General features: G+C 46.3%; 16 protein-coding genes. 5 read left to right on the top strand and 11 right to left on the bottom strand.

Annotated elements, in window-relative coordinates; all coding sequences use genetic code 11:
* Nucleotides 1-8: 8 nt before the first annotated feature.
* The 4 genes from ACFFJH_RS09360 to ACFFJH_RS09345 all read left to right on the top strand — a co-directional run bounded on the left by ACFFJH_RS09360 (nt 9) and on the right by ACFFJH_RS09345 (nt 4180).
* Nucleotides 9-1970, top strand: coding sequence for a TonB-dependent receptor plug domain-containing protein (locus ACFFJH_RS09360; protein ID WP_390211868.1), 1962 nt, complete (start codon nt 9-11; stop codon nt 1968-1970).
* Between the two features lie 248 nt (nt 1971-2218).
* Nucleotides 2219-2551 carry a RebB family R body protein gene (locus tag ACFFJH_RS09355; RefSeq protein ID WP_390211866.1) on the top strand — a complete coding sequence of 111 codons (333 nt, stop codon included), beginning with the start codon at nt 2219-2221 and terminating at the stop codon, nt 2549-2551.
* Entirely contained in the window at nt 2548-2904 is a 357-nt protein-coding gene (locus tag ACFFJH_RS09350) for a hypothetical protein (protein ID WP_390211864.1), read from the top strand. The genes ACFFJH_RS09355 and ACFFJH_RS09350 overlap by 4 nt, the downstream gene beginning before the upstream one ends.
* Before the next feature lie 469 nt (nt 2905-3373).
* Nucleotides 3374-4180, top strand: a complete 807-nt coding sequence (locus ACFFJH_RS09345; RefSeq protein WP_390211862.1) for a MipA/OmpV family protein — start codon at nt 3374-3376, stop codon at nt 4178-4180.
* Nucleotides 4181-4321: 141 nt separating this feature from the next.
* On the opposite strand, the gene ACFFJH_RS09340 is transcribed toward ACFFJH_RS09345, so the two are convergent.
* Nucleotides 4322-5077 carry a phytanoyl-CoA dioxygenase family protein gene (locus ACFFJH_RS09340; RefSeq protein WP_390211861.1) on the bottom strand — a complete coding sequence of 252 codons (756 nt, stop codon included), beginning with the start codon at nt 5075-5077 and terminating at the stop codon, nt 4322-4324.
* 224 nt (nt 5078-5301) lie between these two features.
* Here ACFFJH_RS09340 and ACFFJH_RS09335 point away from each other — a divergent pair, with 224 nt between their 5' ends.
* A complete protein-coding gene (locus tag ACFFJH_RS09335) occupies nt 5302-5952 on the top strand; it encodes a YcbK family protein (RefSeq protein WP_390211859.1) in 651 nt (216 codons plus the stop codon).
* A 48-nt stretch (nt 5953-6000) separates the two neighbouring features.
* Here ACFFJH_RS09335 and ACFFJH_RS09330 read toward each other — a convergent pair whose 3' ends face one another.
* The 10 genes from ACFFJH_RS09330 to rplL form a co-directional block, all read right to left on the bottom strand.
* The gene (locus tag ACFFJH_RS09330; protein WP_390211857.1) at nt 6001-6273 is read right to left on the bottom strand and encodes a hypothetical protein; all 273 of its coding nucleotides are present in this window, start codon (nt 6271-6273) and stop codon (nt 6001-6003) included.
* Between the two features lie 182 nt (nt 6274-6455).
* Nucleotides 6456-8285, bottom strand: coding sequence for a DUF885 domain-containing protein (locus tag ACFFJH_RS09325; protein ID WP_390211856.1), 1830 nt, complete (start codon nt 8283-8285; stop codon nt 6456-6458).
* A 132-nt stretch (nt 8286-8417) separates the two neighbouring features.
* Nucleotides 8418-9797, bottom strand: a complete 1380-nt coding sequence (locus ACFFJH_RS09320) for a formimidoylglutamate deiminase (RefSeq protein ID WP_390211855.1) — start codon at nt 9795-9797, stop codon at nt 8418-8420.
* A 99-nt stretch (nt 9798-9896) separates the two neighbouring features.
* Nucleotides 9897-10706 carry an N-formylglutamate deformylase gene (gene hutG / locus ACFFJH_RS09315; protein ID WP_390211853.1) on the bottom strand — a complete coding sequence of 270 codons (810 nt, stop codon included), beginning with the start codon at nt 10704-10706 and terminating at the stop codon, nt 9897-9899.
* 92 nt (nt 10707-10798) lie between these two features.
* A complete protein-coding gene (locus tag ACFFJH_RS09310) occupies nt 10799-11449 on the bottom strand; it encodes an SPOR domain-containing protein (RefSeq protein ID WP_390211851.1) in 651 nt (216 codons plus the stop codon).
* Nucleotides 11450-11515: 66 nt separating this feature from the next.
* Complete coding sequence (locus tag ACFFJH_RS09305; protein ID WP_390211850.1) at nt 11516-12340, bottom strand: type III pantothenate kinase; 825 nt, start codon at nt 12338-12340, stop codon at nt 11516-11518.
* A gap of 38 nt (nt 12341-12378) precedes the next feature.
* A complete protein-coding gene (locus ACFFJH_RS09300) occupies nt 12379-13179 on the bottom strand; it encodes a biotin--[acetyl-CoA-carboxylase] ligase (protein ID WP_390211849.1) in 801 nt (266 codons plus the stop codon).
* A 167-nt stretch (nt 13180-13346) separates the two neighbouring features.
* Nucleotides 13347-17576 (bottom strand): DNA-directed RNA polymerase subunit beta', encoded by a 4230-nt coding sequence (gene rpoC, locus ACFFJH_RS09295; RefSeq protein ID WP_390211848.1) that lies wholly within the window; start codon nt 17574-17576, stop codon nt 13347-13349.
* 254 nt (nt 17577-17830) lie between these two features.
* Entirely contained in the window at nt 17831-21937 is a 4107-nt protein-coding gene (rpoB, locus tag ACFFJH_RS09290) for a DNA-directed RNA polymerase subunit beta (protein WP_390211846.1), read from the bottom strand.
* A gap of 267 nt (nt 21938-22204) precedes the next feature.
* Nucleotides 22205-22579 (bottom strand): 50S ribosomal protein L7/L12, encoded by a 375-nt coding sequence (rplL, locus tag ACFFJH_RS09285; RefSeq protein ID WP_189347198.1) that lies wholly within the window; start codon nt 22577-22579, stop codon nt 22205-22207.
* Nucleotides 22580-22639 lie beyond the last annotated feature (60 nt).

The raw sequence follows: 22639 nt of genomic DNA, 5'->3' as shown, positions 1-22639 counted from the left end.
GCTTAACGATGAATGTCAATGCGCAACAAGTTGCTGAACAAAAAGAAGAAACACAAGATCCTAAAAAAGTACAAGAAGTGACGATCAAGGCAGTGAAGCCGATTCAAAGTAGCGTAGGAAAAAATAGTTTAAGTGGTGAAGAGCTGGCGAGAATGCCGGGTTCCAGTGGCGATCCTCTCAAAGGTATGCAAAATTTACCGGGCATCGCCAGCGGCAATGATGGTGATGGCGGTGCAGCGGTTCGCGGTACACGACCCAGCGACAACGCATATTATGTCGACACGCTGCCAGTCGGCTATTTATTTCATATGGGTGGTTTTGTCAGTGTGTTCAATCCTGATTTAATTCGTCGTTTTGATTTGTATAGCGCGGCATGGAGTCCCCAATATGGCGACGTTATTGGTGGGGTATTTGATGTGGCTTTACGCGCACCGCGTACCGATCGTATCGGCGGAAAAGTGAACGCTAGTCTGTTAAATTCTGGCGTCTTAGTGGAAGGTCCTTTATCTGAGAATACTTCATTCTTTTTATCGGCGCGCCGCAGTATCATTGATTTGTTTGTTAAAGAAATCAAAGATGAAAAGGAAGGCACTAGTTTTACTTTCCCCTCGTATAGCGATGTGCAAGGACGTTTTTTGTGGAATATCAATCAAAAAAATCGCTTACGTTTTGATCTCTCTACCGCACAAGATAGTGTCAAATACAATTTGAAAGAAAAGTCGATTGATGTGCAGCATGATCCCGTTTTGTTGGGAGAAAGTTCAATCGGCAATTCCTTCAGTAATATGGCGGTGGTACTAGAATCAGAACCCAATGCTAAGACCAGCAATCAAATCGCATTAGGTCAAATGGTGAGTCACGAAAAGACACGCATTGGTAGCGCGGGAAGTTACGCGGTCACTTCAACTCAACACTATTTGCGAGAAAAATTTAGCACCACACTAGGGCAAAATCACGAGCTGACGACGGGTGTCAACTTGAGCTCTAATTTGATCAAGTTAGATGTCGATATCAAAAATCCGCGTTGCACTGAATTCGATCCCAATTGTGATGCGACCAGCGCCAACTACGCCACCATCAAACGAGATCAGCGTGACAATCAGGCTGCGGTTTATATTCAAGACCGCTGGACTTTTGCACCGCAATGGGCACTCACGGGCGGCCTTAGAAGCACACGCGACGACTATTTAAAACAAAACGTGATTGATCCACGGCTGGGGCTTGAATACAGCTTCACACCTAATACTATATTCTCCTTGGCTGTGGGCAGGCACCACCAAGAACCCGCTAGAGAGCAAACCTTAACGGAAATCGGCAATCCGCACCTCAAATCAGTACGTTCCAAACAGATAGCCTTTGGCGTAGCACAAAACTTAACCCAAGGCTGGTCATGGCGCGCCGAAGTCTATAAAAAAGACTTCGACCACTTTGTCGTCAGCGACGCGATAGAAAACTATCGCAACGGTGCCAGCGGCAGCGCGCATGGCTTAGAAGTCTTGGTGAAAAAAGACATGGGCTACGGCTTATCAGGTTTTGTTTCTGTCAGCGTCTCTAAATCCAAACGTCACAACGATATCACGGGGGAGAATTTCAGTTTCGCTTACGATCAGCCCGTCATTGCCAACGCGGTACTTCAATATAAGCCTTCAGAAAAATTCCAGTATGGCGCGCGCTGGAGCTACCACACTGGGCAGCCTGACACTCCTATCATTGGCACACGTAAAGACACCGATGGTCGCATCCGTCCCGTTTACGGTGCTTTGAATTCAGAACGCTTTCCGGCTTATCATCGTTTAGATTTACGTATGGATTATCGCTATAGCGATAAGCTCTCTTACTACGCCGAAATCATCAATGCCTATGCACGCAAAAACATAGGCCGATATGAATACAGCGCTGACTACAAAACACGAAAACCAGAAGCGCAAATGCCGCTCTTTCCCTCGGTTGGCGTAGAGTATAAATTTTAGAAATTTCCCAGCGAAAGCTTGAACAAACATTCGTTTTTCACAGTGACGGACACAATTTTCACGCACTGTTCGTCACTGCACAACACAAAGTGCCAAGCGCCATTTAGCAGAAATTCTAAAGTATTTGATTATGACTAAATACTATGTCATATTTAGTAAATTCCAATCTATCCAATTTCCCACTTTTGTCTAGGGATACATTCGTCACTAAATACACTGAGTAACATAACTTCCAAAAGGAAACTGTCATGAGCGATACCGTCAATTCACAAATCACAGATGCCGTTACGATAACTAACACAAAAGTATTAGCGGAAGCGCCAGCGATGGCAATGGGAAGTCTTTACCAGACCATAGGCAACTCGGTAGCAATGGCCGCTGCCAATGCAGTCTATGCACAACAACAGGCAAATGTTGCCTATCAGGCAGCCACGACACTAGCGGTCACTCAATTATTCAATAGCAACCAGTCAAATGACGCAAGCGGAACGCCATCAATTGAAGAATTACAGGCACAAATTAATGCGCTTACCGCTAAGCTAGCACAACTAAAAAATGGCAGCTCGGGAGAACAAAAATGATCACCGACAAAATAGGGCGCTCCTTTGAGTACCAAAGTAAGGATATCAAGCCAGAAAATTCTCCTGCAACCAAAGAAGATAATGCCGACGCTTGTGCCGACAACATGGCCTACTTGACTGCATTAAACGCTAGCAATCTACTATTGCTAGATGCAGTCTCATTTCAACGTAATAACTACCTGATCTATACCGCGGGTTTGGCCTTAGCCATAAAGAAAATCGCGGAAGGTGAACAACAAGGGCAACAGATATTAGACGCGATACAGAATGCTATTTCCTTCGACCAAGAATACGTAAAAAACACTGGCGCTACCTGCGTCAATATTTTGGAAGAATTCAAAAAACTGCAATAACTCAGTCCGGTAGTACTGTACGACACTTTTTCGCCCCCCTTTTTTACTTGAGGCTCGCACCCAAGCATGGTGCGGCCTCAATGCGCACTAAAGTTCAATAACCCCGCTCCTGAAAAAAACGGGGTTAATCCGCTCCCTGCCTCGCTCTGCCGCTATTGATTCTCTCATAGCCCATGTGCTGAAATAAAACTCATCATGCCAATCAAGCTGGCAAATACCGGAAATATCCGAACTTAACTGTTCAGTTTTTTAAACAACACCACTAGCTACTTTCCCATTCAGTTCACGCCGTTTTTTTCGCCGTTGACGACATCATCGATTCTACTCGTCTCATTCCAAGTGTTTTTTACGTAAGCATTTTTTACACTTCGGCCGCTCTGCTTTGCACTTATTTCACCCAAAAAACGGCGAACTATCCGGTCAAGCGCAGGCAAAAAAATGACTTCAATTAACCCATACAGGAAATGACATGCTACGCCAAACTCGTACCCTATTTTTATTTAGCGCTACCGTCTTATGTAGTACAGCCAGCTCATGCGCCTTCGCTCAGATGCCCAATACAGTACAACTTAATGCCGCAGCACCGGGCAAAGATGGTGGATTAACCGGTATCGCGCTGATCTCGACGCCCCAATACCAAGGCTCAAATGAAAACTGGAAGCTCGCGGTACCTATCATTGACTATCAGTGGGCAAACGGCTGGTTTGCGGGTGTCTCTAATGGCGTGGGTTACAACTTTTCTGCTGATCCTAGCTTCGATTACGGTGTGCGCTTAACCGGAAATCTAGGCCGAAGGGAAAAACGGTCTAAGATTTTGCGCGGTATGGGTGACATCAAAGAAAGTGCAGAAGTTAGTGCTTTTTTCAATTTCAAAATAACACCCAACATAGGGTTTAGCCATTCTCTGTCATATGGATCTGGGTATGATCATCGCGGCATGTTATTTAATCTGGAAGCCAATTTTAGTAAAACCATAGGATCAAGGATGCGCGCCGGAGCTAGCCTAGGCGCTAGCTATGCAAACGATCACTATATGCAAGATTTTTTTGGTGTAACAGCGATCCAGTCACAACGTAGCCATTTGCCACAGTACAGTGCGAAAGCGGGATTGAGAAACACCTATGTCTCGGCGTTTGTTGCTTACATGGTGACTGACCGCACTGCCCTGAGCCTCGTGGTGAATAGTGATCGTCTCGCGAGTGATGCAAAATCTAGCCCGCTCACGAAAAATGTCAGGTCTTCTAGTATTGTGGGCGCAGTGACTTATCACTTCTAGATTTGCATCGGCTAATTTAGGGCCTGAGGCGCTCTCCTGCCGCCGCAGTTCTCGTGACTAAGTAATTCTATGCTTCATGAGAACTGCCTAACTTAGCGAAATTAGCTAACTTAGCAAAATAAGCAAACTCAACAACGCCAATCAGGTCAAATCAATTTCAGGCAAGCTGGCAGAGCGCGAATCCGGTGCCGGTAAATTGTCGTGAGCGCGATAAGTAAAGACCATAGAGAATTTAGTTTCACGAGTTTGATTGCAGCCCGCAGCATGAAACAAATTACTGGAAAAAAATAAGACATCACCTTGCCGCAAAGGGACACTGACTGCTTGCGCCAGCAAAGCTTGATTTTCAGGCAGATCGGCACGCAAGAATTGCGCACTATCCAATTGTTCGGCGTTAACCTGCCAGCGATGCGAACCCGGTAGCACTAACAGGCAACCATTTTCAATTTTTTCATCACGCAAGGCCAACCACACACTGATCAATTCAGCTCGTTGAAATTGCCAATAGCGACTATCTCTATGCCAGCCAGTTAAACTTGAAAATCGAGCTTGCTTGGTCATGATGCAATTGTGATGCACTTGCGACATACGAACTCCAGCTCCCAGCAATTGACCTAGTGCTTCAGCTAAGGCTGCTTGCGTAGCCCAGTTAGCAATTAAGGGAGTGCGTGCATAAGCTTGTAGTAGGCGACGCGCGGTCTGTCCACCTTCAGCGTCACGTGAGGCTGGCGCTCCGGGATAGCGGGTGTCGGCCTCATATTCGATAGGCAATGCAACCGCATCTAATTGTTGCTGCGCAAATTGCAGCACCTGTTCACAATATTCCAGACTGCCAAAACCAGGCAATACCAGATAACCATGTTGATGAAATTGCTCAATTTGTGCGGTGTTTAACATGCGGCAATCAAAGGAAGGGGGAAAGTGAGTTAGCTATTATAGGACAAAGTGCGCAAAGAAAATTTCACATCTGGGTACAACACTCAAGACAAGAAAGCATATACTCAACTAAAATCGCATCATTCAATGTATGTTGGAAGCAATAGCTCGCGATTTGTTTTTTCACCTGCGTTTTTTCAACTTTTGTTCCAACTGTTTTTCAAATATTAGCCAAATAAAATCACATGCAAAATCGTCGCCAATTTTTTAAAAAATCTTTACTGCTTACGGCTAGTGGACTTTTTTTAGGAAGTCGCGCTGCCCTTAGCATCGCGCAAGAAGTGGATACGACGAACAAAGCGACTAAACTAACACCGCCACCTGACCTATTCGATGCTCAGGCATTGGATATGGATTTTTGGTTAAAGCCACGCACTCTAGATTTGATACGCCCTGCCAGTGGCGAGCGGGTCAAATTACTGTACTGGAAAGATGGCGACATGATAGACAGCGCCTACCAACAATTTTGTCATGTGCTGCGCGATGTGAACGGAAAAAAAACAGCGCCTATTGATCCCAAATTATTAGAAACCTTGTGGGCGACCCAAGCATTTATTACCCGCTTTGGCATGACCAAACCTTTGGAAGTTTTATCTGGCTACCGCACACCAGAATCGAATCAAAGGCTACGTGAAGAAGGAATTCCCGCAGCACGTAAATCCCTACATCTGGAAGGCAAAGCCGCCGATATTCGTATCGGTGATTTGCACGAAGAGGTATTAGGTGAATTGATTCAAAGCTTCAGACAAGGTGGCGTGGGATTCTATTTCAGAGCCAGCAGCAAAGGCGGCTGGGTACACACGGACACCGGACTTAAAAGAAGCTGGAAGGGCTGATGCCCTACTCAAATCTGAGCAAACCGCAGACTAGTCGCTAGAAACTCACTAGCGCTTACGACTACGGTCTGCCGATTCACGCAGGATGGTGAAATTCCAATCATGTTCGTTCGTCACGCCATCGTGAACAGTGATAATCCTGAACATATCAGGATCGGATTTCAGGCGTTGCCCCTTTGCTGCGAGCTTGATAGACAGATCATTTTTATTGTACACATCTAAGTCAACTTCTCCGCCATCAATCGCATTTTGCGATAGCAAAGAGGAGATGGTTTTCGGAGTGAATTCCAGCATATACACTGGCATCGCAAAGGCACCCATGGCAGCTCCAAAAGAGTTGAAAAATCAAAGTGAGAAATTCGATTCTACTCGCGCCAATTGAAGTGTGGCAACTTATTTACGGCAAGTTAAAGTAAATTAAAGCTAGTTAAAGCAAAACGGGTGTCAAAACCACATTCACCATGTAATTTTGACACCCGTAGCTATTAAATCCAATTAATCAACTATTGCTGCGACTTCACCCACGTATGAATACGTGTTTCCAAAATATCTAAAGGCAAAGCGCCCGCGCCCAACACTTCATCATGAAAGGCTTTTAGACTAAATTTTGTGCCCAAAGTTTTGCTGGCGTAATCACGTAACTCTAAAATCTTTAATTGACCGATTTTATAACCCAAAGCTTGACCCGGCCAAACGATGTAGCGGTCAGTTTCACTTTGAATTTCCACTTCTTCTATCCCAGAATGATTACGGAAAAAATCAACGACTTGCTGACGATTCCATTTTTTATAATGCAAACCGGTATCGACCACTAAACGAATGGCACGCAACATTTCATCTTGTAAGTGTCCGTAAAAACTATACGGATCTTGAAAGAATCCCAGCTCCTGTCCCAAGCGTTCAGAATACAAAGCCCAACCTTCGACATAAGCATTATTCCCGCCCTGCTGACGATAAGGTGGTAAGCCTTCTAATTCTTGCGCAATCGCGATTTGCATGTGATGACCGGGTACGCCTTCGTGCAAGGCAGTCGTCTCTATCGACAAAGTCATGCGATTGGCAAAATCACCGGTGTTCACCATCACATGACCAGGACGTGAGCCATCCGCCGCGCCAGGATTGTAGGAAGCGCCTGCTGCTTCTTTTTCGCGAAATTCTTCCACCGCCATAATTCTCACTTTTGCTTTAGGCAAGCGACCAAATAATTCTGGAATTTTGGTGTACATCTGATCAGTGTACTTGGTATACAAATCTAGAATTTCTTGGCGCGATTTAGGGTGTAAGGCGGGATTTTTTTCCATCGACGTATTGAAGGATTTCAAATCAGCGAAGCCCAATTTTTTTGCCACTTCTAACATCTGAGCTTCTATGCGTCGTACTTCACTTAAGCCAATTTGATGAATTTCTTCTGGCGTTTTATTGGTAGTCGTTTGCGTTTTCACTTGCAATTTATACCGAGCAGCGCCGTCTGGCAGTGACCATAAACCGACGTCTTTACGACCATAAGGGGCGTAGTCACTGCGTACGAAATTAGCAAAATTCTGATACGCAGGTATTACCTTGGTTTGTATCGCCGCCAAGATGGCAGTCTTCAGGCGCAACTGATCGGCTTCCGAAATATCAGCAGGAAACTGCGCGACCGGTTTAGCAAAGGGTGAAGTTTCCATGCTCATCGCGACGATGTCATCACATTGACGCGCGATTTTTGGCAGAAGAAATTGCGGCGGCATGATCTTATTTTTTACACCCTTACGCATTTGCACTATGGTCTGTTCAAACAAGGTCGGCAATTTATTCAGACGCGCAAGGTAGTCTTCATAGTCTTTGACGCTGGTAAAACTTAACATCGTCACCAGCTCTGGTGTATCTAAATGTACTCCGGAATTTTGGAGTACCGGCATTTGCCAATTCTGAAAACGCGCGCCTTCCAATTCCTCTTGTAACTGACGGACCATCAAGTCTTTGTTCAATTTTTGCTGCACATCAAAACCAGTGGTGTCGATGGCTTTCAAGCGTTTCAAAAACTCGCGACTCTTTTTCAAATTGGCATCAATCGCAGCTTGTGAGAAATCGCGCAGTTGATCGTTGAAACGCTTATCGCCTAACATAGATGCGTATTCTGGATTGGTACGCAGGCTATATTCCCATTGCTCGACCAGCAAATTATCCAACGCTTTCAAACGCGCTGGCAAAGTCGCGTTCGCTTTACTGACAGTCGATTCGGTCTTCGATGGTGTTTCGTGCATAACGCTGGTCGCCGCCCATGCTGGCACGCTGCACAGACCTATACTGATGAGTAATCCTGCTACTGTGTTGGTCGTAAATTTTTTCATAGATCTCCCATATACTTCTTATTAAATATTTTTGACTGCACCCAAATTAATCCAAATTACATGATGTACGCCAACCAAGTAGGGTGCACCATGCGCACCACCGCTACTTCTTTGCATGAATCCGTTTCACGACTACTTCAGCTGACGCAACTGCCGCATACAAGCCACGTAATTCGCATTAATCTGCGCCTGATCGCGATGGCGCCCTGCGGCGACGACCTGCTGTCCTCCGACAAAGACATCACGAATTAAATTGTCATTACCCGTAAATACTACGCTACTCAATACATCAGCCACATCCAGATTTTGTAAATTGGGATGTTGATCATCAAAGATAATAAAGTCGGCTCTATGTTCTATTTTTAGTTGGCCAAGCTTACGCCCTGATGCTTGTGCGCCGCCTTGCAAACATTGTTGCCACAAATAATCTGCGACCCGTCTTTGGCCTTTGACGCTGGCGATGTTACGGCCCTGCGCTTTTAAGCGCTGTCCATATTCCAGCCAACGAATTTCTTCCACCACGCTTTGTGAAGCATGACTATCAGTACCAATACCAAAGCGTCCTTGCGCCGCGATATAGTCGGGTAATTCAAAGAAACCATCCCCCAAATTGCCTTCAGTCGAAGTGCAAATACCGGCAACCGATTTGCTCGCCGCCATATTCGCAACTTCGTGTTGATTCAAATGCGTCGCATGCACTAAGCACCAACGTTCATCCACACTTTGTGTATCAAACAGTAATTCAACTGGACGCTTACCCGTCGCTGCGATGCAGGCGTTCACTTCGCGCATTTGTTCCGCAATATGAATATGAATCTGGCGTCCCTGCGGCATCGCAGCGACTAATTCTGCAATTTGCTCCGTGCTAGCGGCACGCAGAGAATGCGGTGCCACACCTACTTCTACTTGCGCGTTACGCTGGTTTTCTAATGCTTGAATAATCTGCAGTATCTGCTCTACATTGGTATTAAAACGACGCTGATCGTCGCGCAACGGTTGATGATTAAAATCGGCATAACTGTACAACACGGGCAACATACTAATTCCCATACCTGTGCTGTTTGCTGCCGCGATGACCTGTTTCGAGGTCTCCGCAATATCAGCATAAAACACACCTTCAGGCGCGCGATGTACGTAATGGAATTCGCATATCGAGGTGTAACCATGACGTAGGCATTCGGAATACAACTGCGCTGCAATCGCCTGCATCTGCTCAGGTGAAATCGCTAAGGCATAGCGATACATCAGATCGCGCCAAGTCCAAAAACTGTCCGGCCCTTCACCAGCGATCTCCGTCATACCCGCCATCGCTCTTTGAAAAGCATGCGAGTGCAAATTCGTCATGCCGGGTGAAACGTAGCCGTACTGAGGCTCATAGGCTGTCGGTGTAGCAGCTGTTTCGATTTGACTAAAATTACCCTGCGCATCCCAATGCAAACGCACATTGGCGACCCAGCCTTCAGGTAATAAAGCCTGCTGGGCGAAGAGTGTATGCGTGCTACTTGTATTCATTTCTTAGTTCCTGATAGACCTGACATTGCCTAGTGATGGAGAACGATTAAGTTGTGTCACTTAGTTGTGTCACTTAGTTGTGCCACTTAGTTGTACCACTTAATTGCGCGGTTGCGCCGTTGCCCAGGTAATGCAGGTTTGCAATAATCGATTTAATAATGGTTGAATCTGCGCCGCCAAATCTTCTCGATACGCGAATGGATGGTTTTCGTCCATATACACACATTGACTCATTTCTAGTTGAACAGCATGAAGTTGATTCGCTGGTTGTCCATAGTGACGTGTGATGTGTCCACCTTTAAAGCGTCCATTAAACACATGGGTGTAGGGCGCGCCATGTTGTACCATCACCTGCGCCAAGGCTGCTTGCAAGCCACTATCGCAAGATTTTTGATCGGCAGTACCAAAGTTCAAATCGGGTAAGCGCCCCTCAAAAAAACGTGGCACTTGTGACGCAATGGAGTGCGCATCCCACAGAATCGCAATACCATGCAGGTCGCGCAAACGTTGCAATTCCGCTTGCAACTGCTGATGATAAGGCTGCCAGTAGGTTTGAACCCTGCGCTGTATTTCATTCGCGTCTGGATTTTGTCCCGGGCGATATAAGGCTTCTTTAGCAAAGGTATCAACCGGACATAAGCCTGTTGTATCCTGCCCCGGATACAAATTCATGTCATCCGATGGCCGATTTAAATCAATCAAATAACGCGAATACTCAGCATGAATTAAGGACGCACCTAAGGCTTCACGCATATTGTAAAGTAGCGGCAGATGCCAATCGGTATCTGCTTTGTACTCTGCAACAGGATTCATCTTAGCGAGTACATCGGGCGGGATTTGAGTTCCCACATGCGGCATGGAAATCAATAAGGGCACTTGGCCTTGAATAAAGTGAAAAGGAGCTGACACGATAAACTGTCCCTACAAAAAAATTAGGAAATAGAGAAACGAAAGTAGATAAATGAGTGCCTGAATTAGTAGGATCAAACCATTGCATCGCTTTACAGCGTGCACTCATGCATCTCTACACCACTCTGATTTTCTTTCAATGCGTCTAGGCTTTTCTTTTCCTCTGGTGTGATGTCTAGCAAACGATAAACCACTTTCGCTGAACTCACTGCACGAGGGGCGATACGAGCTTCTTTGAGACCTTTTTTTACCAAATTAGCCAGATGTGTTTGCGCTGCTTCGGGTGTTTTAAACACACCTAAGGAGATTCCCCAGCGCAGTGGCGATTGATCTTGCACGATGTAGAATTCACTCAAACCGAGTTTCTTTAATTGCGCTGCTTTTTTGTCGGCCGCATCTTTGCTTCCCAAGGACGGCAAATACACCATATTGGTCGCCACTTCTGCAATTTCAGTACGGCTTTGTCGTTCACCCAGCGCCAGTAATTTTAATTTTTCTTCGAAACTTTTTGCGTCTGCCGTGTTGATACCACCTAACTCCAAACACGCGATAGGAGGTACCGCTTTTTTGCTTGCGGCATCGATCATGTCATGCGCGACATTAGGTGCCAGTACCTTCAACTTGTCAGCATTTTTTTCTGCTTTCAAACGCGTAGGCTCACGCTCGGCACGCTCCCAATTTCCGAATACGCCAAAATTCAGTGCGAGTAATAAGCCATTAATAATCAATAAAATCCACAACAAGAATCGCAGCATAATAAATAGAGTATCGGAATAAGAGGTTAAGTTAATGTGCCAATGATGCCAGCGCTATGGGGATTTCGCTACGACTAAAAGACCGGACAAGACCAGATTCTCAACATGATGCCAGATCAGATTGCTTTGCAACTTTAATTGCGGGATCAGAAAGACGGCTGCACCGCCAGAAATTAATAGCTGTACCGGTTGCTGACTACGTTGTCGCAGATGATCAATAGCACTTAGCATAGCGCCCACTTGCGCATGCACACAGCCGCTGACTATGGCTTGGTCGGTGCTACGCGCAAATGTATCCTGTAGTCCCATATGCTGTGCGATCTGAGGCAACTGTGCAGTATTTTTTGCTAATGACGCTGCCATTAATTGCAAACCAGGCAAAATCATTCCACCCAAAAAATCTGCGCCGTCCACCGCGTCTATGGTAGTCGCCGTACCACAGGTTGCCACGACACAAGCTTGATTGGGAAACCAATGGTGTGCAGCGATCGCTGAGGCGAATCGGTCAGAGCCTAATCGCTGCGGTTCTATATAAAGATTCTGCAAGCCAGCGCACTGTGCTTGTGAACGAAAAATTTGTACTGGGACTTGAGGAAAATGAGATCTAAACATCGAGCACAAAGCGTCGCCTACAGTTGCTCCGGCGACATTCGACATCAGAATTTCAACGACCCGAAAGCCAGACAACAAGGCGGGCAAATCATTCAAGTCTTGATGCGCCAATGAACCGCTTGCGATCCATTGGACGGGTAAGGACAACTCCGAACCATGTTCCAGGTGGCGCTCCGAGTGGTGTTCCGAACTTCGCTCTATACACGCCCATTTGATACGTGTATTTCCCGCATCGATAAGTAACAATAAGGGAAGCTGAAGAGTCATGAACAGTAGATAAATGTAGGGGTGAGAACTAGTTCATTTTACGGCAAAGCACGCAAAGACACATCCCCTGAATGAATACGCAGGGTTTCTATTTCCGTTTGTAATAACAAGCTTCCTTGCGCATCAACACCTAAGGCAATTCCTTGATGCAAAATCTGACCTTGATCGATGATGGTCACCGCTTGATGAGCATGCGCATGCAGCAGATTCCAACGCTCTGTAAATGCTGAAAAACCCAGAACTTGAAATTCAGACAAAGCAGCTATTAGTGAGTGTAATAATTGCGCCATTAAGTTATTTCTATCCATCTGCGCCAACCAAGGTGCATCAGCAACTTCTCGCCCTATGAGTTGCTCCAGCTCAGCGGGGATCTGCAAATTCAGGCCGATACCTATCACTGCCCAAACACCGCCCCGCCCATCGCTCTGAGTCTCAAGTAAGATGCCGCCCAATTTCTTGTTGTCTTTAAGAATATCGTTCGGCCATTTTAAACTAACCGGCACCCCTATTTGCCTTAGTCGCTCGACTAGCGCCACACCTACCGCTAAAGGAAGCCCTAACAAACTTTGCACTCCCGCTTCGAAATGACAGGCCAAGGAAAAAGTTAACACGCCACCCGATATTGAGTGCCAGCTTCGCCCTGCCCGCCCACGCCCAGCGGTTTGCTTTTCTGCCAGTAACAAGGTGGCATTTTTTAAATTACCTTCTTTGGCGCGCGCAATCAAATCGGCGTTGGTAGAACCTGTCTCTTGGACTAGCTCGATTGTCACGGGGAATTGATTATGGCCTAGGCTTAACTCATTCAAAGCGGAATCAATCAGGCCGGGATCTAACTTCATGACTATCCTTTTTTTCGTATTACAAATTGAGTTTTATCTCTGCGCTACGCACTAACAAACAAAAACGGCACCGTGAAAATTCCACGGTGCCGCTCTTTTTTTTAGCAACTAATTTTCTAGCAACTGAGCTGCCAGATGTACCTAATCACTAGCAGGTAACTAGATAATTAAGCGTCACCCAGGTTCACATCCGTTGCTGCCACTTCGGCTGCTGGCGTGAAGATTTCTTTTTCAGCTTGTAACAAGGCTGCACGCTCATCAGCTTCCCAAGATTCTTTCATCTTGCGCGCGCGGTGGTATGCGAGACCTGTACCAGCTGGGATCAAACGACCAACAATGACGTTTTCTTTCAAGCCACGCAGAGTGTCTTTCTTGCCCATGATCGCTGCTTCTGTGAGAACACGTGTGGTCTCTTGGAAGGAAGCGGCAGAGATGAAAGAATCTGTCGACAAGGACGCTTTGGTAATACCCAACAAGATATTTTCATACGTTGCTGGAATACCGTCCACTGCGGCAACACGATCATTCTCACCGAGCAAATCAGAACGTTCAACTTGTTCACCAACGATGTAGTTGGTATCGCCTGGATTCACGACTACGACACGACGCAACATTTGACGTACGATCACTTCAATGTGCTTGTCATTGATCTTAACGCCTTGTAAGCGATAAACGTCTTGAACTTCGTCAACGATGTAACGAGCCAAAGCTTCGATCCCCAACAAGCGCAAGATGTCTTGTGGATCAGCTGGGCCGTCAACAATCATCTCACCTTTGTTCACCACTTGACCGTCATGCACTAAGACTTGTTTATCTTTAGTGATCAGGAACTCATGTTTCTGACCATCCATATCAGTGATTTCCAGACGTTGCTTACCTTTGGTTTCTTTACCAAACGCAACTGTACCAGTCACTTCTGCCAACATACCAGCGTCTTTTGGTGAACGCGCTTCGAACAACTCAGCAACACGTGGGAGACCACCGGTAATATCACGGGTTTTTTGTGATTCAGTTGGGATACGCGCCAATACTTCACCAACGTGAACTTGTTGACCGTCTTTCACTGTAATCAAAGCACCAACTTGGAAACCAATCGTTACCGCGTGCTCAGTGCCAGAAATTTTCACTTCTTCACCAGCTTCGTTCAACAATTTAACTTGAGGACGCAAGCTCTTACCACCAGCAGAACCACGACGTTTCGCATCGATAACAACTAATGTGGACAAACCAGTCACATCATCAACCTGCTTAGCAACAGTCACGCCTTCTTCGACGTTTTCAAACTTCACTTGACCTGTGTACTCAGTAATGATCGGACGTGTCAATGGATCCCATGTCGCCAGATCTGTACCGGCTTTGATCGTCATGCCGTCTTTTACGATCAAGGTTGCACCATAAGGTACTTTATGACGTTCACGCTCACGTCCATGATCATCCGTGATCAAGACTTCACCAGAACGGGAAATCACGATTTGATCGCCTTTGCCGTTCGTCACGTAACGCATCGTCGCTGTGAAACGAATCGTACCGTTGGATTTTGCTTCAACAGAAGAAGCGATCGCTGCACGAGAAGCCGCACCACCAATGTGGAAGGTACGCATCGTCAACTGTGTACCTGGTTCACCGATGGACTGCGCAGCGATAACACCGACAGATTCACCCGCATTCACCAAGTTACCACGACCCAAATCACGACCGTAGCACATTGCGCACAAGCCGTAGCGTGTGTCACATGTCAATGGTGTACGTACTTTCACTTCGTCGATGCCCAAGGCTTCGATTTCCTCAACCATGAATTCGTCAAGCAATGTGCCAGCAGCGTATAGTGTCTCTTGCGTTTCTGGATTGACGATATCGTTCGCAGCAACACGACCCAAGATCAAATCGCGCAAAGGTACGTTCACTTCACCACCCTCAACGATCGCCTTCATTGAAGAACCGTTGGATGTGCCGCAATCGTCTTCGATCACAACCAGATCTTGCGTAACGTCGACCAAACGACGTGTCAAGTAACCGGAGTTCGCTGTCTTCAACGCCGTATCTGCCAGACCTTTACGTGCACCGTGTGTAGAAATAAAGTACTGGAGAACGTTCAAACCTTCGCGGAAGTTCGCAGTAATCGGCGTTTCGATAATCGAGCCGTCTGGTTTCGCCATCAGACCACGCATACCTGCCAACTGACGAATCTGTGCTGCAGAACCACGCGCACCGGAGTCAGCCATCATGTAAATCGCGTTGAAGGACTCTTGTGTACCTTGTGTGCCGTCACGACGTGTTACTGGTTCAACTTTGAGCTGTTCCATCATCGCCTTGCCGACTTCGTCACCTGTTTTACCCCAGATGTCGACCACTTTATTGTAACGTTCGCCTGCTGTCACCAAACCGGATGCATATTGCTGTTCGATTTGTTTCACTTCATGTTCAGCGGCAGCCAACAAAGTGACTTTTTGTGGTGGTACCAACATATCGTCGATACAGATAGAAATACCAGCACGAGTCGCCAAGCGGAAACCAGACTGCATCAATTGATCAGCAAACACCACCGTCGCGCGCAAACCGCACTTACGGAAGGAAGTATCGATCAATTTGGAAATTTCTTTTTTCTTCAAAGGACGATTCAAGACTGAGAATGGCAAGCCTTTTGGCAAGATCTCAGACAGGATCGCACGACCCACTGTGGTTTCGTAACGCTTAACTGTTTTAACGAATTCACCAGTCGCTTTGTCTTTTGGATATTCAGTAATACGTACTGTGATACGTGTCGCCAATTCCACTTCTTTGTTATCCCAAGCACGAATCGCTTCCGATACGTCTGGGAACATCATGCCCTCACCCTTCCCATTGATGGCTTCGCGTGATGCATAGTAGAGACCCAACACGATATCCTGAGAAGGCACAATCGATGGTTCACCATTGGATGGGAACAAAATATTGTTAGAAGCGAGCATCAATGTGCGTGCTTCCATTTGCGCTTCGATAGACAAAGGAACGTGAACCGCCATTTGGTCACCGTCGAAGTCGGCATTGAATGCCGCGCAGACGAGTGGGTGCAATTGGATCGCTTTACCTTCAATCAAAACTGGTTCAAATGCTTGAATACCTAAACGGTGCAAAGTAGGCGCACGGTTCAACATGATCGGATGTTCGCGAATCACTTCTTCCAAGATATCCCAAACGACTGGCTCTTGAATTTCAACGAGTTTCTTCGCTGCTTTGATCGTTGTTGCCAAGCCCATCAATTCCAATTTATTGAAAATGAATGGTTTGAACAATTCCAAGGCCATCAACTTTGGCAAACCACATTGATGCAATTTCAGTTGTGGACCGACCACGATAACGGAACGACCAGAGTAGTCAACGCGTTTACCCAACAAGTTTTGACGGAAACGACCGCCCTTACCTTTGATCATTTCTGCCAAAGATTTCAAAGGACGTTTGTTTGCGCCAGTCATTGCTTTACCGCGACGACCATTGTCTAACAAGGAATCAACCGCTTCTTGCAACATACGCTTTTCATTGCGCGTAATGATTTCCGGAGCGCGCAATTCCATCAAACGCTTCAAACGGTTATTACGGTTAATGACGCGACGATACAAATCGTTCAAATCCGAAGTCGCGAAACGGCCACCATCCAAAGGTACCAATGGACGCAATTCTGGCGGCAATACTGGCAACACTTCCATGATCATCCAGTCTGGCTTGATACCAGAACGTTGGAAGGCTTCCAATACTTTCAAGCGCTTAGAGTACTTCTTGATCTTCGCTTCAGATTTAGATTCTTTGAGTTCAGTACGCAAAGTTTCTGCATCACGATCGATGTCGATAGAGCGCAACAATTCACGGATACCTTCTGCACCCATGAACGCGGTGAATTCATCACCGTACTCTTCGTATTTTGCTGCGTAGTCATCTTCAGACATGATTTGGCATTTTTTCAGCGGAGTCATGCCTGGATCAGTCACAACGTATGCTTCAAAATACAAAACGCGTTCGATATCGCGCAATGTCATGTCGAGTACCATACCCAAACGGGATGGCAAGGACTTCAAGAACCAGATATGTGCCGTTGGGGAAGCCAACTCGATGTGGCCCATGCGTTCACGACGCACTTTAGCCAAAGTTACTTCAACGCCACACTTTTCGCAGATCACACCGCGATGTTTCAAACGTTTGTACTTACCGCACAAGCATTCGTAATCTTTAATTGGGCCAAAAATCTTCGCGCAGAACAAACCATCACGTTCTGGCTTAAACGTACGGTAGTTGATTGTTTCTGGCTTTTTAACTTCGCCATAGGACCATGAACGGATTTTTTCTGGAGACGCGAGACCAATTTTGATCGCGTCGAATTGTTCATTGGGCTGAACTTGCTTGAATAGATCGAGCAGGGCTTTCATGTATTGCACTCCAGTGAAGTGTTGAATCGCTTGTGCTTATGGAACGCATCTGATCTGCTTTAAGTTTAACCCTGTTCGCATTAGCGGGAGAGCCTGATCGACTTCTGAGTCGATCCAAGTTCCGCAAAATACCGGGAACAAAAAACATAAAAAATGTTAGTCCATCTGAATGACCAACGCCCGAAATGAATTCGGGCGAAGGTTTACTACCAATTTACTAATTTAAATCTGATTAATGACAGATCAAGTGCCAATCAACTACGCTCAAGATCGATATCGATACCTAAAGAACGAATCTCTTTGACGAGAACGTTGAAGGACTCAGGCATACCAGCGTCGATCACGTGATCACCTTTAACGAGATTTTCGTACACTTTAGTACGTCCATTCACGTCATCGGACTTCACAGTCAACATCTCTTGCAAGACGTAAGACGCGCCGTACGCTTCAAGTGCCCACACCTCCATCTCACCGAAACGCTGACCACCGAATTGCGCTTTACCGCCCAATGGTTGTTGTGTCACAAGAGAGTAAGGACCGGTCGAACGTGCATGCATCTTGTCATCCACCAAGTGATGCAATTTCAAGACGTGCATATAACCGACAGTCACATTACGTTCGAACGCTTCACCAGTGCGACCGTCATACAAAGTCACTTGATTCTTCGATGGCGTCATACCTAATTGTTTCGCGATTGGATCTGGGTAAGCCAAATCCAACATGCGACGAATTTCAGATTCGTGCGCACCGTCAAACACTGGCGTTGCGAACGGCACACCTTTTTTCAGGTTAGACGTCAATTCCATGATTTCATCATCGGACAAACCATCGATATCTTCAGACTTACCAGACTCGTTATAGATTTGCTTCAAGAAACCACGTAATTCTTCAACTTTCACTTTCGCGTTCAACATTTCGCCGATACGCAAGCCAAGACCTTTAGCTGCCCAACCTAAGTGAACTTCCAAAACCTGACCCACGTTCATACGTGATGGAACACCCAATGGGTTCAACACGATGTCAGCTGGTGTACCGTCAGCCATGTAAGGCATATCTTCAACAGGAACAATGCGTGAAACCACACCCTTGTTACCGTGACGACCCGCCATCTTGTCACCTGGTTGCAAACGACGTTTAACAGCTAAGTAAACCTTAACCATTTTTTGTACGCCTGGTGGCAACTCATCGCCTTGGGTCAATTTCGTACGTTTTTCTTCAAACGCTAAATCGAACTGGTGACGTTTTTCAGCGATAGAATCTTTGATCGCTTCAATTGCACGTGCTGCGTCTTCGTCCGCTGGGCGAATATCGAACCAATGGTACTTATCAACTTCTGCCAAGTATTCCTTAGTAATCGTCGCACCTTTAGCCAATTTAGCTGGGCCACCGTTAGCGACTTTACCAACCAACATACGTTGCAAACGTTCGAAGGCGTCGCCTTCCACAATACGCAACTGATCGTTCAAATCGAGGCGATAGCGCTTCAATTCATCATCGATAATTTGCTGTGCACGTTTGTCCCGTTGGATACCTTCACGTGTGAACACTTGAACGTCGATAACGGTACCAACCATGCCAGAAGGCACGCGCAAGGATGTATCTTTAACGTCAGAAGCTTTCTCACCGAAAATCGCACGCAAGAGTTTTTCTTCTGGTGTCAGTTGCGTTTCACCTTTTGGCGTTACTTTACCGACAAGAGTATCGCCCGCTGTCACTTCCGCACCGATGTAGACGATACCGGATTCATCCAGACGTGCTAATTGGTTTTCAGCGAGGTTAGAGATATCACGTGTGATTTCTTCTGCACCCAACTTGGTATCACGTGCAACTGCAGACAACTCTTCGATATGAATCGATGTATAGCGATCATCAGCTACCACTTTTTCGGAGATCAAAATCGAATCTTCGAAGTTATAACCATTCCATGGCATAAATGCGATCAACATGTTTTGACCCAGAGCTAATTCGCCCAAGTCAGTTGATGCACCATCCGCCAATACGTCACCCTTCGCTACGATATCGCCAACTTTGACGATAGGACGTTGGTTGATGTTCGTGTTTTGGTTAGAACGTGTGTACTTGATCAAGTTGTAGATATCAACACCGACTTCACCAGCTTGCGCTTCCGCGTCATTCACACGAATAACGATACGACCCGCATCGATGTAATCCACTTTACCACCGCGCAATGCTTGTACTGTGGTGCCGGAGTCGACCGCTACAGTGCGCTCAATACCTGTACCGACGAATGCTTTTTCTGGACGTAAGCAAGGAACTGCTTGACGTTGCATGTTGGCACCCATCAACGCACGGTTCGCATCATCGTGTTCCAAGAATGGAATCAAGGATGCCGCAACTGAAACCACCTGACCGGTAGCAACGTCCATATATTGAACGCGCTCTGGTGAAACCAAAATTGTTTCGCCAGCTTGACGAGAGGAAACCAACTCATCGCTCAAACCACCATTCGCATCAATCGTCGCATTCGCCTGAGCGATGATGTAACGACCTTCTTCGATCGCTGATAAGTAGTCGATCTGATTCGTGATCTTGCCATCGATAACTTTACGGTATGGTGTTTCCAAGAAGCCGTATTCGTTCAAACGCGCATACAAAGCCAAAGAGTTGATCAAACCAATGTTTGGCCCCTCTGGCGTTTCAATCGGACAAACACGACCGTAGTGAGTTGGATGAACGTCACGTACCTCGAAGCCAGCACGTTCACGTGTCAAACCACCAGGTCCCAATGCGGAAATACGACGCTTATGCGTGATCTCTGACAATGGGTTAGTTTGATCCATAAACTGAGACAATTGTGAAGAACCAAAGAACTCACGGATTGCTGCAGAGATAGGCTTAGAGTTGATCAAATCGTGAGGCATCAAGTTGTCAGCTTCGGCTTGACCCAAACGTTCTTTGACAGCACGTTCAACACGCACCAAACCGGCACGAAATTGGTTCTCAGCCAATTCACCAACGCAACGTACACGACGATTACCCAAGTGATCGATATCGTCGACTTCGCCCCGACCATTGCGCAACTCAACCAAGATCTTAATCACGGACAAAATATCGTCATCGGACAAAGTCATCGCACCAGTCAATTCATCGCGACCAATACGGCGATTGAATTTCATACGACCTACTGCGGACAAATCGTAACGATCTTCGTTGTAGAACAATCCGTTAAACAAGGCTTCAACAGAATCTTCTGTTGGCGGTTCACCAGGACGCATCATGCGATAGATCGCAACACGTGCTGCCATTTGGTCAGCAGTATCGTCTGCACGCAAAGTTTGGGAGATGTAAGCACCTTGATCGAGATCATTAGTGTACAAAGTTTGAATATCAGTGACTTTTGCGTCACGCAATTTGGCCAACAATTCTTCTGTCAACTCATCATTCGCGTTCGCAACAACTTCGCCGGTATCCGCATCAACGATATTTTTCGCCAATACGCGACCGAGCAAATAGTCTTCAGGCACAGAAATCATCTTGATGCCAGCAGATTCAATTTCACGCACATGCTTGGAATTGATACGCTTGTCTTTAGCGACGATCAACTTACCAGACTTATCGGAGATATCGAAACGCGCAACTTCACCGCGCAGACGTTCAGAAACGAATTCCATTTCTGCGCCATCGCTATGCAATGAGAAGTTATCGAATACAAAGAAGTTCGCCAAAATCTGTTCATTGGTCATGCCGATCGCACGCAACAAGATTGTGACTGGCATCTTACGACGACGGTCAATACGGAAGAATAGAATGTCTTTTGGATCGAATTCAAAATCCAACCATGAACCACGGTAAGGAATGATACGAGCCGAGAACAACAACTTACCAGAAGAATGTGTCTTGCCGCGATCGTGTTCGAAGAACACACCAGGCGAACGGTGCAACTGAGAAACGATAACACGCTCAGTACCGTTGATCACGAAAGAACCAGTAGTCGTCATGAGTGGCAATTCACCCATATACACTTCTTGTTCTTTCATTTCTTTAACGACAGGCTTGGTTGGAGATTCTTTATCGAGAATCACCAAACGCACTTTTGCACGCAAAGGAGATGCAAATGTCAAACCGCGCAATTGACATTCCTTGACGTCAAAGGCTGGATCGCCTAAAACGTAGGATAGAAATTCTAAACGAGCGAACCCATTGTGCGACACGATCGGAAAAATGGACGTGAAGGCTGACTGCAAGCCCTCATTTTTGCGCGCAGACGGTGCTTTGTCGGCTTGCAAAAAGCCCAAATATGACTCGAGCTGGGTCGCCAGCAGGAACGGAACGTTGTGGACGTTAGCGCGTTTCGCAAATGATTTACGAATGCGCTTCTTCTCAGTAAATGAGTAGTGCATGGACACTCCGTGAGTGGCAAGGAAGGATGGAGAATTCAGATTTCAAAACTTTTTTCCAGGTAAATGACACTACAAGAAAAACCATCAAGAAACCTCAAGTCTCAGCCCTCACCTTAAGAGATTCGGCTTAGGAAATTTCAACAAACTACAATGAACCAACAATTCTGCCGGGAGAACGACAGAGAAGCCAAAGAGGAACCTTCTCTTGCAAGAAGATTCCTTACTTTGACTTAGGCAAACTCGAAAGTCCGCCAGTATAACACGGAATTACTTAACGTCAACTTTCGCGCCAGCTTCTTCCAATTTCTTCTTAGCAGCTTCAGCATCAGCTTTTGATACGCCTTCTTTAACTGCTTTTGGTGCGCCATCAACGAGGTCTTTAGCTTCTTTCAAGCCCAAACCTGTGATTTCACGAACTGCTTTAATAACGCTAACTTTATTTGCGCCAGCTTCAGCCAGAACTACTGTGAATTCTGTTTGTTCTTCAGCTGCTGCAGCACCGCCGCCAGCTGCTGGACCAGCAACTGCCATTGCAGCTGCAGAAACGCCGAATTTTTCTTCGAAAGCTTTAACCAAGTCGTTCAAGTCCATTACGGACATCGCGCCTACGGCTTCCAAGATATCTTCTTTACTAATTGCCATTTGAAACTCCTAATTTTTTAAAAAACATCGATTCAGTATTTGACGGAAACGTCAGCTGCT

Origin of the sequence: Affinundibacterium danionis (assembly GCF_042432465.1) — a bacterium.
GTDB classification, from domain to species: domain Bacteria; phylum Pseudomonadota; class Gammaproteobacteria; order Burkholderiales; family Burkholderiaceae_D; genus Undibacterium; species Undibacterium danionis.
Note: the sequence above shows the minus strand (reverse complement) of the source record. Positions and strands in the feature narration are given on the sequence as shown.

Excerpts from the sequence above, each read along its gene's own strand:
- rpoB (WP_390211846.1), bottom strand. The coding sequence starts at position 21,937 with ATGCACTACTCATTTACTGAGAAGAAGCGCATTCGTAAATCATTTGCG.
- ACFFJH_RS09320 (WP_390211855.1), bottom strand. The coding sequence starts at position 9,797 with ATGAATACAAGTAGCACGCATACACTCTTCGCCCAGCAGGCTTTATTA.
- ACFFJH_RS09330 (WP_390211857.1), bottom strand. The coding sequence starts at position 6,273 with ATGGGTGCCTTTGCGATGCCAGTGTATATGCTGGAATTCACTCCGAAA.
- ACFFJH_RS09350 (WP_390211864.1), top strand. The coding sequence starts at position 2,548 with ATGATCACCGACAAAATAGGGCGCTCCTTTGAGTACCAAAGTAAGGAT.
- ACFFJH_RS09355 (WP_390211866.1), top strand. The coding sequence starts at position 2,219 with ATGAGCGATACCGTCAATTCACAAATCACAGATGCCGTTACGATAACT.
- rplL (WP_189347198.1), bottom strand. The coding sequence starts at position 22,579 with ATGGCAATTAGTAAAGAAGATATCTTGGAAGCCGTAGGCGCGATGTCC.
- ACFFJH_RS09305 (WP_390211850.1), bottom strand. The coding sequence starts at position 12,340 with ATGACTCTTCAGCTTCCCTTATTGTTACTTATCGATGCGGGAAATACA.
- rpoC (WP_390211848.1), bottom strand. The coding sequence starts at position 17,576 with ATGAAAGCCCTGCTCGATCTATTCAAGCAAGTTCAGCCCAATGAACAA.
- ACFFJH_RS09335 (WP_390211859.1), top strand. The coding sequence starts at position 5,302 with ATGCAAAATCGTCGCCAATTTTTTAAAAAATCTTTACTGCTTACGGCT.
- ACFFJH_RS09300 (WP_390211849.1), bottom strand. The coding sequence starts at position 13,179 with ATGAAGTTAGATCCCGGCCTGATTGATTCCGCTTTGAATGAGTTAAGC.
- ACFFJH_RS09340 (WP_390211861.1), bottom strand. The coding sequence starts at position 5,077 with ATGTTAAACACCGCACAAATTGAGCAATTTCATCAACATGGTTATCTG.
- ACFFJH_RS09360 (WP_390211868.1), top strand. The coding sequence starts at position 9 with ATGAATGTCAATGCGCAACAAGTTGCTGAACAAAAAGAAGAAACACAA.
- ACFFJH_RS09325 (WP_390211856.1), bottom strand. The coding sequence starts at position 8,285 with ATGAAAAAATTTACGACCAACACAGTAGCAGGATTACTCATCAGTATA.
- ACFFJH_RS09345 (WP_390211862.1), top strand. The coding sequence starts at position 3,374 with ATGCTACGCCAAACTCGTACCCTATTTTTATTTAGCGCTACCGTCTTA.